At 71.1% G+C, this 11,925-nt stretch carries 14 protein-coding genes; 9 read left to right on the top strand and 5 right to left on the bottom strand.

Features of this window, described 5'->3' with window-relative positions:
• Positions 1 to 8: 8 nt before the first annotated feature.
• The 4 genes from VFH59_RS01355 to VFH59_RS01340 are packed head-to-tail and all read left to right on the top strand — an operon-like array spanning position 9 to position 2,439.
• Positions 9 to 161 carry a hypothetical protein gene (locus VFH59_RS01355; RefSeq protein WP_325163093.1) on the top strand — a complete coding sequence of 51 codons (153 nt, stop codon included), beginning with the start codon at positions 9 to 11 and terminating at the stop codon, positions 159 to 161.
• A gap of 1 nt (position 162) precedes the next feature.
• Positions 163 to 903 (top strand): flagellar motor protein, encoded by a 741-nt coding sequence (locus tag VFH59_RS01350; RefSeq protein WP_325163089.1) that lies wholly within the window; start codon positions 163 to 165, stop codon positions 901 to 903.
• Positions 900 to 1,940 (top strand): flagellar motor protein MotD, encoded by a 1,041-nt coding sequence (gene motD, locus VFH59_RS01345; protein ID WP_325163087.1) that lies wholly within the window; start codon positions 900 to 902, stop codon positions 1,938 to 1,940. The genes VFH59_RS01350 and motD overlap by 4 nt, the downstream gene beginning before the upstream one ends.
• 28 nt (positions 1,941 to 1,968) lie before the next feature.
• Positions 1,969 to 2,439, top strand: coding sequence for a chemotaxis protein CheW (locus tag VFH59_RS01340; RefSeq protein WP_325163086.1), 471 nt, complete (start codon positions 1,969 to 1,971; stop codon positions 2,437 to 2,439).
• A 24-nt stretch (positions 2,440 to 2,463) separates the two neighbouring features.
• Here the strand turns inward: VFH59_RS01340 and VFH59_RS01335 are convergent, their stop codons facing one another.
• From VFH59_RS01335 to VFH59_RS01315, 5 genes are all read right to left on the bottom strand, one after another.
• The gene (locus tag VFH59_RS01335) at positions 2,464 to 3,072 is read right to left on the bottom strand and encodes a DsrE family protein (RefSeq protein WP_325163085.1); all 609 of its coding nucleotides are present in this window, start codon (positions 3,070 to 3,072) and stop codon (positions 2,464 to 2,466) included.
• Between the two features lie 165 nt (positions 3,073 to 3,237).
• The gene (locus tag VFH59_RS01330; RefSeq protein WP_325163084.1) at positions 3,238 to 4,149 is read right to left on the bottom strand and encodes a c-type cytochrome; all 912 of its coding nucleotides are present in this window, start codon (positions 4,147 to 4,149) and stop codon (positions 3,238 to 3,240) included.
• Positions 4,146 to 4,811, bottom strand: a complete 666-nt coding sequence (locus tag VFH59_RS01325) for a c-type cytochrome (RefSeq protein WP_325163083.1) — start codon at positions 4,809 to 4,811, stop codon at positions 4,146 to 4,148. The genes VFH59_RS01330 and VFH59_RS01325 overlap by 4 nt, the downstream gene beginning before the upstream one ends.
• Positions 4,812 to 5,060: 249 nt before the next feature.
• Positions 5,061 to 5,327, bottom strand: a complete 267-nt coding sequence (locus tag VFH59_RS01320) for a flagellar biosynthesis protein (RefSeq protein ID WP_325163082.1) — start codon at positions 5,325 to 5,327, stop codon at positions 5,061 to 5,063.
• Positions 5,324 to 6,481: a flagellar hook-length control protein FliK gene (locus VFH59_RS01315; RefSeq protein WP_325163081.1), complete on the bottom strand. Its 1,158-nt coding sequence runs from the start codon at positions 6,479 to 6,481 to the stop codon at positions 5,324 to 5,326. Before VFH59_RS01315 ends, VFH59_RS01320 begins: the two co-directional genes overlap by 4 nt.
• 316 nt (positions 6,482 to 6,797) lie before the next feature.
• Here VFH59_RS01315 and VFH59_RS01310 point away from each other — a divergent pair, with 316 nt between their 5' ends.
• The 5 genes from VFH59_RS01310 to VFH59_RS01290 all read left to right on the top strand — a co-directional run bounded on the left by VFH59_RS01310 (position 6,798) and on the right by VFH59_RS01290 (position 11,925).
• Positions 6,798 to 7,112: an STAS domain-containing protein gene (locus tag VFH59_RS01310; RefSeq protein ID WP_325163080.1), complete on the top strand. Its 315-nt coding sequence runs from the start codon at positions 6,798 to 6,800 to the stop codon at positions 7,110 to 7,112.
• Between the two features lie 18 nt (positions 7,113 to 7,130).
• A complete protein-coding gene (locus VFH59_RS01305; RefSeq protein ID WP_209616977.1) occupies positions 7,131 to 7,493 on the top strand; it encodes a response regulator in 363 nt (120 codons plus the stop codon).
• 15 nt (positions 7,494 to 7,508) lie between these two features.
• The gene (locus VFH59_RS01300; protein ID WP_325163079.1) at positions 7,509 to 9,482 is read left to right on the top strand and encodes a chemotaxis protein CheA; all 1,974 of its coding nucleotides are present in this window, start codon (positions 7,509 to 7,511) and stop codon (positions 9,480 to 9,482) included.
• Between the two features lie 175 nt (positions 9,483 to 9,657).
• Positions 9,658 to 10,182 carry a chemotaxis protein CheW gene (locus tag VFH59_RS01295; RefSeq protein ID WP_325163078.1) on the top strand — a complete coding sequence of 175 codons (525 nt, stop codon included), beginning with the start codon at positions 9,658 to 9,660 and terminating at the stop codon, positions 10,180 to 10,182.
• 12 nt (positions 10,183 to 10,194) lie between these two features.
• Positions 10,195 to 11,925, top strand: a complete 1,731-nt coding sequence (locus VFH59_RS01290; protein WP_325163077.1) for a methyl-accepting chemotaxis protein — start codon at positions 10,195 to 10,197, stop codon at positions 11,923 to 11,925.

The raw sequence follows: 11,925 nt of genomic DNA, 5'->3' as shown, positions 1-11,925 counted from the left end.
AGGACATCATGGCCAAGCCGCTGGGCCCGCTGTTCGAGGGCGTGCCCGGCATCGCCGGCGCCACCGTCACCGGCGACGGCCGCCTGGCGCTGGTGCTCGACCTCGCGGGCCTGGCCGGCGAAGGCGGGCAGTTGCTTCCCTCCCTGAAGGCGGCGGGCTGACATGGACGTGGTGAGCCTCATCGGCACGATCCTGGCCTTCCTGGTCATCATCGTGGGCACCATCCTCAAGGGCTCCACGGTCGGCGCGCTGATCAACCCGGCCGCGTTCGTGATCGTGTTCTGCGGCACCGTCGCCGCACTGATGGTGCAGACCCCAGGCAGCGTGCTGCGCCGCGCGCTGGGCATGTTGCCGATGGTCTACCGGCCGCCGTTGTTCCACCCGTCCGACCTGATCGGGCGCATCGTCAACTGGAGCGAGATCTCGCGCCGCCAGGGCCTGCTCGGCCTGGAACCGCAGATCGAGCAAGAATCCGACGGCTTCGTGCGCAAGGGCCTGCAGATGCTGGTCGACGGCGGCGAGCCGGAGGCGATCCGCGGCGTGCTCGAGGTGGAGCTGGAGGCGCGCGAGCACAACGAGCTGGTCGCCGCCAAGGTGTTCGAGAACGCCGGCATCTATTCGCCCACGATGGGCATCATCGGTGCCGTGATGGGCCTGATGGCGGTGATGCAGAACCTGGCCGACCCGAGCAAGCTCGGCCACGGCATCGCCGCGGCGTTCGTCGCCACCATCTATGGCGTCGCGCTGGCCAACCTGCTGATGTTGCCGATGTCGGCCCGGCTCAAAGGCCTGGTGCGCAAGCAGACGCAGATGCGCGAGATCCTGGTCGAGGGACTGGTCTCGATCGCCGAAGGCGACAACCCGCGGCAGATCGAGGCGAAGCTGCAGGGCTACCTGTCGTGAAGCGCAAGCACCACGAGGACCACGTCAACCACGAGGCCTGGGCGATCCCCTACGCCGACCTGATGACGCTGCTGCTCGCCTTCTTCGTGGTGATGTACGCGGTGTCGGTGGTCAACGAGGGCAAGTACCGCGTGATGTCCGAGTCGATCATCGAGGCGTTCAACGGCTCCAGCCATGTGATCGCGCCGATGCCGGCGCAGAAAGCCAGGCCGCACAACGTCGACCCGGCGATCGCCGCGCCGCAGGGCCAGCCCGGGGCGGCCGTCGCGCCGGTGGCGGTGCCGCTCCCGCTGCGCCCGGCGCCGCGGCGGATGGTCGCCCGGCGCGCCCCGCACGAGACCCTGCGCGACGTGCAGGCCGCCGAGGAGGCGCAGCGCCAGGCCAACCTCACGCGCATCCAGGGCGAGGTGGAAAAGGCGCTGCAGCCGCTGATCGACAAGCAGCAGGTCGTCGTGCGCCGCACCCGCAACTGGCTGGAGATCGAGATCCGCACCGACATCCTGTTTCCCAGCGGCGTGGCGCAGCTCTCGCACCAGGCCGATGCGGTGCTGAGCAGCCTGGGCGGCATCCTGGCGCCCTTCGGCAACCCCCTGCGCATCGAGGGCTACACCGACGACAAGCCGATCAACACGGCCGTCTTTCCGTCCAACTGGGAGCTGTCCGCGGCCCGCGCCGCCAGCGTGGCGCGGCTGTTCACCGAACACGGGGTCAGTCCCACGCGGCTGGGCATCATCGGCTGGGGCCAGTTCCGCCCGGCCGCTGACAACGCCACGTCCGAGGGCCGCAACCGCAACCGCCGCGTGCTGGTGGTCGTGCTGAGCGACCACGCCACGCCCACGCGCTATTCGGATGACGCCGACCGCATCGGCCAGCTCGCCGGCCACGCACCGCCGTCGCCACCGGCCGGGTCCATGTCGCCCCTGGCGGGCCTGGCCGGCGACGCCGCGCCGGGCAACCCGGGCAGGGCCGCGGCGCCCCCGGTCGAATCGCTCCTGGTCGAGCCGCCCCTGGTCGTCAAGCCCGCGCACGGCAAATGAGCCGCGCCACCACCAAGAAGCCGAAGCCATGAACGCCTCGCCCGTCCTTGTAAACCCGAACACCCAGCACTGGCTCACCTTCCAGCTGGACGGCCAGGCCTATGCCGCGCCGCTGGCGCAGGTGAGCGAGGTGATCCGCGTGGGCGAGCTGACGCCGGTGCCCGGCGCCGCCGCCGACCTGCTCGGCATCCGCCACCTGCGCGGGCGCGTGGTGCCGGTGCTCGACGGGCGCCGCCGGCTCGGCCTGCCGCCGCGCGATGGCGATGCGGACAGCGTGCGCGTGGTGATGCTCAGCCACGCCAGCCACGCGGTCGGCCTGCGCGTGGACGCGGTGGGCGAGCTGCTGCTGCCGGGGGCCGACGCCATGGCGCCGCCGCCGCCCGGGCGGGCCGTGCGCGAGGACGATCCGGTCATCGGCGTGCTGCCCTGGAAAGGGGGCTTCGCCGCGCTGCTGGACGTGCGCCGGCTGTGCCGGCTGCCGGAGAACGAGGCGGCCTGAGCGCCTTGCCGGCAAGCTGCCGCGCTACTCCGGTTCCTTCGGCACCTCGCCGTATCCGGCCGCCTGCAGCTCCTCGCGGGCGGTCAGCGCCGACAAGGCCAGGGTCATGCCGGGGCGGATGTTGGCCGCCATGAAGTTCTGGTGTCCCAGCGCCTGCCCACAGACCACCATGTCCACATGTGCCCGGTGCAGCTGGCTGATCAGGTTGGCGTTGGGATTGGGATGGCCGAACTTCCTGCGATACGCGGCGTCGGACAGCGCCAGGTCCACGCCGCGTCCGTAGAACAGCACCACCAGGTGCACCTTGTCCTCGGGCACGCCGGCCAGCGCATACAGGTTGAGCAGCTTCGCCGCGGTGTGCAGGCGCCGGTTGACCCCGCCGTGCGTGGGTCGGTCGCTGTCCACGTCGATGTACAGGCGATGCTCGGCGGTGGTCGAGGGCATCAGCGCATTCGGGCCCACCGGCAGCACGCCGCCGGCGCCATGGATGCGCGGGTAGGCGAGCCGAGGGTCGGGGTGCGGGCGCGAGACGGTGAAGGCGAGGGTGGCCGCGCAGGCGACCAGCAGCAGGGCGAGTCCGCTCCAGGCCAGCATGCGGCGGATCGGCGAGGGGGCGAGGTCGTCGTCGGACATGGTGGTTGCTTTGCTGTAGGACATCCCTGGATGGTCTCCTCCGGCCGGGTCGCCCCGGCGCATCGAATGCGCCGGCCAGTGTTGGCAACGGCGCGTGAAATGGCGGGCAAAGAGCCGGGCCCGCCACCTTGGGTTGTGACGCCGCGCACAGTGCGCGGCCGGTGCTCAGTGCGCCGGTTGCGCGCCGAGCAGGTGCCCGTTCACACGCCGGCCGTACAGCGACATCGGCGTGTCGTGGAAGGCCTTGCGGGTGGCTGCCAGGTCGCCGTTGAAGCGCGGGTCCTGCGGACGCTCGTGAGCGTCCATGAACATCGCCACGTCCCAGGCTTCCTGGTCGCTCAGCAGGCCACCGCGGCCGAGCGGCATGTTCGCCTTGATGAAGGCCGCCGCCTTGTCCAGCTCGTGCATGCCGGCGCCCCAGTTGAACGAGTCCGATCCCCACAGCGGCGGGAACACGTAAGCGCCGGCGACCTTCTGCCCCTGGCCGTCCGCGCCGTGGCAGAGCGCGCAGTCGCGCTGGAACACCGCCTGCCCGCGGGCATAGTCGGCCGGCCGCGCCGGTGCGGGAACGTCCGGGTAGCCGGCCCCTTGGAGCTTTCTGCCCAGGGGCGCGCCTTGCGCCATCCAGAAGGAATAGGTTTCCAGGGCCACGATCACCTTGTCGTCCAGCGGCGGCGCCTTGCCGTTCATGCTGTACCTGAAGCAGCCCTGCAGGCGCTCGCCGTAGCTGTTCACGTGGCGGTTCTTCTTGCGGTACTGCGGGTACATCCCATACGCGCCCCACAGCGGCGCCGAGTCGGCCAGGCGCCCCGCATCGAGGTGGCAGTTGACGCAGGCGAGCCCGTTGCCGACGTAGCCCGGCGCGTTCGCGCGCGTGTGCAGGAAGATCTCGCGGCCCAGTCGCACCATGTCGCCGTAGGGACCTTGCGGAATGGCCGATTCGGGCGGCGGCGCGAAGGCGGGCGACGCGGACGTGGGCGCCGTGGTGTCGGCCGCGTGCGCGTCGAGCGGACCGTCGCCCGTGCAGGCGCCGAGCGCCAGCGTGGCCACCAGCAGGAGGGGCAGGCGCAGGGTCATCGTCCGCCGCTCCGGGCGGGCAGGGGTTGCGCCGCGAACCATTGCGCCACGGCGGCCATGTCGCCGTCGCTCAGGGCGCGGCTCACGTGCTGCATCAGCTGGAGCGGATCGTTGCGACGCGTGCCCCGTCGCCACGCCTTCAGTTGCGCTTGGATGTAGGCCGCCGGCTGCCCGGCCAGCGGCGGGAAGTGCGGGCCCACGCCGACGCCGCCGGGACCGTGGCACTGCTCGCAGGCAGGCAGCCGCCGCGACCAGCGGCCGCGCGTGGCGAGCGTTGCGCCCGGGCCGTTCGCCGCCGGTCGTGGCGCCTGCCGGATGGTCGGCATCGGCAGGCGGCCGTAGTAAGCCGCCACGGCCTGCCGCTCGTCCCCGGACAACGCCCGCGCGATGGGCTGCATCACGGCATCGGCGCGGGTCCCGCCGGCGTAGTCGGCCAGTTGCCGGGCGAGATAGGCCGCATCCAGCCCGGCCAGGCGCGGAAAGCCCGCCGCTGCCTGGCCGGCGCCGTCGGCGCCATGGCAGGACTGGCAGGGTGGCGCGCCCCGGCCGTTGCCCTGGCTCACCAGCGCCTGGGCCGACGTGGCATGCGCCAGCAACGGCCATGCTCCCGCGAACAGCGCGCCCCCCAGTACGCGCCCGATCAACCCCAAGCCCACACTCACACCCCCGATATCCGGTCCGTCCCCGCAGGCAGGCGGTATTCCCTGCGGCCCCCGAGCCGAAGAAATAGCGAACGGAGCGTGCAGGAAACGTCAGCGGCCCGGACGGTAAGCGCGGTTCGCCGGTTCGTCAAAGGCGCCTGGGCGCTGCGTTCGTCGAGCCGCTGACGCCGTTGCAGCGGCCGGCCGGGGCGGGCCCGAAGGATGTGAGCCGGATGCGAACGGCGTGCCGGGACCGTTGGCCTGGTGGCGTCATCCGGCGGCGTCGTCGCCGGCCTCGTACACGCTGGCCAGGACCGCGGCGGCAGCGGCGTAGAGCAGCACCGGCACGTCCTCGCGCAGGCGCAGGGCGGCCAGCACCGCGGCAATCTGCGGGTCGTGGTGCAGCGGCAGGCCCAGCGCGCGCGCGCGGGCCAGCAGCAGGTCCAGCGCCTCCGGCGGCACTGGCGCGGCCTTGGTCTCCGGACCGGCCAGGCGCAGCGTGACGCGACGCTGCGGGGGCGGCAGTGCGGCGCTCATGCGGTGGCCTTCAGGAGCAGCGCGCTGGCGTGGCCGTGGCCCTGCGGCAAGCCGGTCTGGCAAGTCAGCTGCTCCAGTTGCAGGCCGCTGGCGGCCAGGCGCTGGCGCAGCGGCGTGAACTGGCGTTCCAGCCGCTCGGTGGTGGCGCTGCGCTCGGCCCACAGGCGCACGTTCAGGCGCAGGTCGCGTAGTTGCAGCTCGCCTTGCAGTGGGCCCAGCGCGGGCAGGTCGAGGGCAAAGCCCAGGGTCCAGCTGCCGGCGCCGGTCTCGGCGTCCTGGCCGTGTTCGAGGTGGATCTGCAGCACGTCGCGCCCGTGGGGGCCCTGCAGCGGAATCTCGATCATCCAGGCCTGCGCCGCGGCGGCGTCCAGTTGCGCGATCTCCAGTCGCGCCAGGGCGGCATGCACGTCACCGCGCAGCCGGCCGAGCAACTGGTTGACGTCCTCGCCGGCCGGCGCTTCGGCGAACGGCAGGGCCGGGGGCATGCGCGGCTGCGGCTGCAGGCCGCGCTGGCGCAGGGGGGGCGGCGTGTCGGCGCCGCTGGCCGGGGCATGCGCGGGCAGGCGCGGTTGCCGGTCGAGCAGCGCGGCCAGGCGCAGCAGCACGCCCTTGAAATCCTCGTCCGCCAGCGGCAGCGGGTTGGCGCGCGGCTGCGCCAGCTGCGATTCCAGGAACAGGCCGCTGCGGGCGATCGCCTCGCGCAGGCCCTCCGGGCGGCTGATGTCCTGCGGCGTGCGCACGCCCTGGTCGAGCAGCGCCAGCGCGGCGCGCACTTCCGGTGGCAGCTGCCGCACGACCGGCCGCTGCGCCAGCGCGTCGAGCGTGGCCAGCAGCGGCGCGTAGCCGTTCTGCTGGGGCAGGCGCTCGCGCAGCGCCTGCTGCACGCGCGGATCGGTGGCGGTGCCGGCGAGGATCTCCAGCAGCGGCGGGTTGCCCATCGCCAGCACGCGCACCTGGAACTGCGAGGGGAGCGGGATGCCCAGCGGATCGGTCTCCACCGTGAGCGCGCCGATCTGCAGCACCATCCGGCCCTGCTCGCCCATGCCCAGCGGACGCGCGGGCAGCACCGCGCCCACGCGCCAGCTTTCCGACGCGGCACCGGAAGCGGCACCCGCCCAGGTCATCGCGGCGAGGCTGGTGGGTTGGATGATCAAGCGGCTCTCCTGCCTGCCGGCCGGGCGTCAGGGCCGGTTCCGTGCAAGTCGGTACAGGAATCGGCCGGCCGGACGATAACTTGAGTGTGTCGCCGGGTGGCCCCGGCGCACCTGAGCCGGCACGGCGTGCAACCCCACCGTTCGCCCTGAGCGTAGCGCAGCGGAGTCGAAGGGCCTCGCGTGCCGGGGGGTGTCCTTCGACGTCGGCCCTGCGGCCCCGCGCTCAGGACGAACGGTGTGGGGCGAAACCGCTAAAGCCCGACCCGCTCGCGCCGATAAGCCTCGGGCAGGGGCCCGGTACGACGCGGAGGTAAGCATGGGCAGCAAACGTGAGCTGAAACAGCCCAAGGCGGTGGAAATCGGCTTGCCGGCCGACTGCCGCATGGCGGCGCAGACGGCGTTGCTGGCCGATCTGCTGGGCGCGCTGGACGCGCCGGCGACGCAGATCGACGGCAGTGCGGTCGAGCGCGTGGACACGGCCGCGCTGCAGCTGCTGACGCTGTTCCGTCGCGAGGCCCTCTCTCGCGGCTGCGAGGTGAGCTGGCGGGGCGCGAGCAACATCTTGTGCGAGGCGGCGGACACGCTCGGCCTCGTCAAGGCACTGGATCTGCCGGCAGCGGTGTCGGCGTAAAACAAGAGGTTGATTGAAATGGCGAAGATTCTTGCGGTGGACGATTCGGCGTCGATGCGCGGCATGGTGGCCTACACCCTGCGCGGCGCGGGCCACGAGGTGACCGAGGCGGAGAACGGGCAGCTGGCGCTGGACGCGGCGGCCGCCGGTGGCTTCGACCTGGTGCTGGCCGACGTCAACATGCCGGTGATGGACGGCATCAGCATGGTGCGCGAGCTGCGCACGCGCCCGGCCTACAAGGGCGTGCCGATCCTGATGCTGACCACCGAGTCGCACACGGACAAGAAGATGGAAGGCAAGGCCGCCGGCGCCACCGGCTGGCTGGTCAAGCCGTTCGACCCGGACCAGCTGCTGGCCACGGTCAAGCGCGTGCTCGGCTGAGCACGGAGAACACCGATGAGCAACGCCGGCCTGGCCCAGTTTCAACAGGTGTTCATCGAGGAGAGCCTGGAAGGGCTCGACACGATGGAGTCTTCGCTGCTTGCGCTGGACGAGGGCGGCGACGGCGAACTGGTGCATACGATCTTCCGCGCGGCGCACTCGATCAAGGGCGGCGCGGCCACCTTCGGTTTTCCGGAGATGGCCTCCTTCACCCATGAGGCGGAGTCGCTGCTGGACGAGGTGCGCGGTGGCAAGCGGGCGATCGACAAGCCGATCATCGAGGTGCTGCTGCGCTCGGTCGACTGCCTGCGGGCGATGTTCGACCGCGCGCGGGCCGGCGCGCCCCTGAACGACGCCACCTCCGATGGCGTGCGCGGCGAGCTGGCGGCGATGATGGGGCGCGAGGCCCCGGCGCCGGCGGGCCCCGCCCGCCGCGCCGGCGACCAGGCCGGGGCCTGGATGATCCAGTTCAGGCCGCATGTGGGCATGCTCGCCGGCGGCAACGATCCGCTGCGCCTGATCCGCGAACTGGCCGGACTGGGCGAGCTGGCGGTCGAGGCCGATCTGTCGCGCCTGCCCGAGCTGGGCAAGCTGGACCCGTCCGAGTGTCACCTTGGCTGGACCATCGAGCTCAAGGCGCCGGTCAAGCGCGAGGACATCGCTGCGGTGTTCGACTGGGTCGAGGACGAGTGCGATCTGGTCATCGAGCCCAGGCCCAGTGCCGTGGTGGCGCCCGCCGCGGCCCCGGCCCCGGCGCCGGCGAACATCGCCGAGGCGGCCGCCGCGCGCGGCACGCGCGAAGCGAGCGCCGAGTCCAGCTCGGTCCGCGTGGCGATCGACAAGATCGACAGCATGATCAACCTGGTCGGCGAGCTGGTGATCACCCAGGCCATGCTCGACACCTTCCGCGAGGACTTCGACCCGTCGCGGCTGCCGTTGCTGCAGCAGGGGCTGACCCAGCTCGCCCGCCACGCGCGCGAGCTGCAGGAAAGCGTGATGGGCATCCGCATGCTGCCCATCGCCTCGGTGTTCAACCGCTTCCCCCGGTTGGTGCGCGACCTGGCGCCCAAGCTCGGCAAGCAGGTGAAGCTGGAGCTCCACGGCGAGCAGACCGAACTGGACAAGACGGTGCTGGAAAAGATCGGCGATCCGATGGTGCACCTGGTGCGCAACGCGATCGACCACGGCCTGGAAACGCCGGACAAGCGCCGCGCCGCCGGCAAGGGCGAGACCGGCACGCTCAAGCTCGACGCCTTCCACCGCGGCGGCAACATCGTCGTGCAGGTATCCGACGACGGCGCCGGCCTCAATCGCGATGCGATCGTGCGCAAGGCGGTCGAGCGCGGGCTGATCAAGAGCGGCGACGGGCTGAGCGACGAGGCCGTCGCCGACCTGATCTTCCAGCCGGGGTTCTCGACGGCCGCGGTCACCACCGACCTCTCCGGCCGCGGCGTCGGCATGGACGTGGTCCGCCGCAACGTCGAGGACCTGGGCGGCACGGTCACCATCCGCAGCAAGGCGGGGCAGGGCAGCACCTTCACCATCACCCTGCCGCTCACGCTCGCGATCATCGACGGCCTCACCGCCGCGGTGGGCGAGGAGCGCTACATCGTGCCGCTGGTATCGATCATCGAATCGGTGCAGCTCAAGCCCGAGGCGCTCAAGACCGTGGCCGGCGGCGGCGAACTGTTCCGATTCCGGGGCGAATACCTGCCCGTATTGCGTCTGCACGAACTGTTCGGCTGCCACGGCGCCACGCGTGCGATCGAGGACGGCCTGGTCATCGTGGTCGAGGGCGACGGCTCCCGCGTGGGCCTGTTCGTCGACGGCCTGGTGGGCCAGCAGCAGGCGGTGGTGAAGTCGCTCGAAGCCAACTACCGCCGCGTGCAGGGCGTCTCCGGCGCGACCATCCTGGCCGACGGCTCGGTGGCGCTGATCGCCGACATCGCCGGCCTGGTCCGGCTGCACGGCCGCCGCAAGGCCGCCTGATCTCATCCAACGCGCAACCGTGCGCGACCGCCACGGCTCGTCAGGGCCATGCGGTCTCGCACGGGTGCGCATCTGCAGGCATGCATGCAGACGCGCGCATCGGCGACACAGACTCAAGAACCGCCCCTGGCGGCCGATACGCCTCATGTCACGGCATCCCACCCGCGGAAACGAAATGAACCACCCAGCGAACCCCGTCGACTCCGCCGCGGACACGGCCACGGCGGCGCAGTACCTCACCGTGAACCTGGCGCACGAGGAGTACGCCATCGACATCCTGGCCGTGCGCGAGATCCGCGGCTGGACGCCGGTCACGCGCATTCCGCAGGCGCCGCACTACGTGCTCGGCGTACTCAACCTGCGCGGCGCCATCGTGCCGGTGCTCGACCTGCGGCTGCGCTTCGGGCTGGAACGGGAGGAGTACACGGCGACCACGGTCACCGTGATCGTGACCGTCGCCGGCCGGCTGTTCGGCGTGGTCGTCGATGCCGTGTCGGACGTGCTGGACGTGCAGCCGGACCAGCTGCGCCCGGTGCCGGACATGGGCACCACCGTCGATACCGAATACCTGAAGGGACTGACCGCCGTCGAGGAGCGCATGGTGCTGCTCCTGGACGTCGACAAGCTGCTGCAGCCGCAGGACGCCCAGATGCTGGAAGCCGCCTTGCCCGCGGCCAATGACGTTAAAGCCGTGGCCTGACAGGAACCACCGATGAAACTGCCGAAATTCAAGTTCAAGATTCCCGCCCTCACCGTGCGCGGCCGCCTGCGCATGGTCATGGGCATGCTGATGCTGATGCTCGTCTCCGGAGCCGTGATCGGCATCGGTGGCATGCAGCTGCAGAACGAGGGCATGCGCTCGATGTACGAGGAGGAACTCGTGCCGGCGCAGACCGCCGCCCGCATGCGCGCCGATTCGCTGATGCAGTACATCGTGCTGGGCGAGGCGGCCAAGCTGGTCAAGCAGGCGCCGCAGCTGAAGCAGAAGATCGAGGAGTACAAGACGCTCGAGAAGAGCTTCCTCGACCTGAAGAAGCAGTTCGACGCCGCGCCCAAGAGCGAGGCGGTGGCTGCCCAGTACAAGAAGTACATGGCCGACGAAGGCGACTACGTCAGCGGCCTGAAGGACATGACCGATGCGCTTGCCCAACAGGACGAGGCGGCCGGTGATGTGCTCGACATGGAAGTGCGGCCGCTGATGATGATCCGCCTGCAGGTGCTGGACAAGCTCGTGACCATGCAGCAGGAGGAAGCGCTCGCCGCGTACACGGCCCAGGTCACCCGCTTCAAGGTGATCCGCGCCGTCAGCATCGGCGCCCTTGCCGCCGGCCTGTTGCTGGCCATCTGGATGGCGCTCTCGCTCAGCCGCTCGATCATTGGGACGCTCGCCTACGCCGGCCGGATCGCCCGCGAGATCGCCCAGGGCAAGCTTGGCCATGCAGTGGAGGTCAAGCGACACGACGAGCTGGGCCAGCTGCTGGAGGCGTTCCGCAGCATGGACGAGCGCCTCTCGGCGATCGTCGGCGAGGTCCGCCATGGCTCCGGAGCGGTGAGTACCGCCGCGCAGCAGATCGCCCGCGGCAACGACGACCTTTCCCAGCGCACGCAGGAACAGGCTTCCAGCCTGGAGGAAACCGCCTCCTCGATGGAGGAGATGACCTCCACCGTCAAGCAGAACGCGGAGAACGCCAGCCACGCCAACCAGCTGGCCCGCGGCGCCCGCGAGCAGGCCGAGCGCGGCGGCGAAGTCGCCTCGCAGGCGGTGGTGGCGATGAAGGAAATCAACGCCTCCAGCCGCAAGATTTCCGACATCGTCAGCCTGATCGACGAGATCGCCTTCCAGACCAACCTGCTCTCGCTCAACGCGGCCGTGGAAGCGGCGCGGGCCGGCGAGCAGGGCCGCGGCTTCGCGGTGGTCGCCACCGAGGTGCGCAACCTGGCGCAGCGCTCGGCCGGCGCGGCCAAGGAGATCAAGGCGCTGATCAACGACAGCGCGGAGAAGGTCAAGGCCGGATCCGAGCTGGTCGACCAGTCCGGCAAGGCGCTTGCCGAGATCGTCGACAGCGTCAAGAAAGTCACCGACATCGTGGCCGAGATCGCCGCCGCGAGCCAGGAGCAGTCCGCCGGCATCGACCAGGTCAACCACGCGGTGCTGCAGATGGACGAGATGACCCAGCAGAACGCCGCCCTGGTCGAGGAGGCCGCCGCGGCCGCCCGCGCCATGCAGGAGCAGGCCAACGAGCTGGCCCGCCAGGTAGCGTTCTTCCGCCTGGATGGCGATGCCGCGCCGGCTCCCGCGCCGATGAAGCCGCAGGCGTCGTCCGCGGTGGTCGAGGCCGAGGCGGTGTTCGCCGCTGTCCGCAACACGCCGCCGGCGCGCGGTACGCGCACCACCGAGCGGGCTGCCGCGACCGCCGATGCGGGCGTGTGGAAGGAGTTCTGA

The organism is Frateuria sp. (genome assembly GCF_035695185.1).
Taxonomy (GTDB): domain Bacteria; phylum Pseudomonadota; class Gammaproteobacteria; order Xanthomonadales; family Rhodanobacteraceae; genus Frateuria_A.
Note: the sequence above shows the minus strand (reverse complement) of the source record. Positions and strands in the feature narration are given on the sequence as shown.

Coding starts and splice junctions, on each gene's coding strand:
- VFH59_RS01355 (WP_325163093.1), top strand. CDS start 9: ATGGCCAAGCCGCTGGGCCCGCTGTTCGAGGGCGTGCCCGGCATCGCC.
- VFH59_RS01350 (WP_325163089.1), top strand. CDS start 163: ATGGACGTGGTGAGCCTCATCGGCACGATCCTGGCCTTCCTGGTCATC.
- VFH59_RS01340 (WP_325163086.1), top strand. CDS start 1,969: ATGAACGCCTCGCCCGTCCTTGTAAACCCGAACACCCAGCACTGGCTC.
- VFH59_RS01335 (WP_325163085.1), bottom strand. CDS start 3,072: ATGTCCGACGACGACCTCGCCCCCTCGCCGATCCGCCGCATGCTGGCC.
- VFH59_RS01330 (WP_325163084.1), bottom strand. CDS start 4,149: ATGACCCTGCGCCTGCCCCTCCTGCTGGTGGCCACGCTGGCGCTCGGC.
- VFH59_RS01320 (WP_325163082.1), bottom strand. CDS start 5,327: ATGAGCGCCGCACTGCCGCCCCCGCAGCGTCGCGTCACGCTGCGCCTG.
- VFH59_RS01310 (WP_325163080.1), top strand. CDS start 6,798: ATGGGCAGCAAACGTGAGCTGAAACAGCCCAAGGCGGTGGAAATCGGC.
- VFH59_RS01305 (WP_209616977.1), top strand. CDS start 7,131: ATGGCGAAGATTCTTGCGGTGGACGATTCGGCGTCGATGCGCGGCATG.
- VFH59_RS01300 (WP_325163079.1), top strand. CDS start 7,509: ATGAGCAACGCCGGCCTGGCCCAGTTTCAACAGGTGTTCATCGAGGAG.
- VFH59_RS01295 (WP_325163078.1), top strand. CDS start 9,658: ATGAACCACCCAGCGAACCCCGTCGACTCCGCCGCGGACACGGCCACG.
- VFH59_RS01290 (WP_325163077.1), top strand. CDS start 10,195: ATGAAACTGCCGAAATTCAAGTTCAAGATTCCCGCCCTCACCGTGCGC.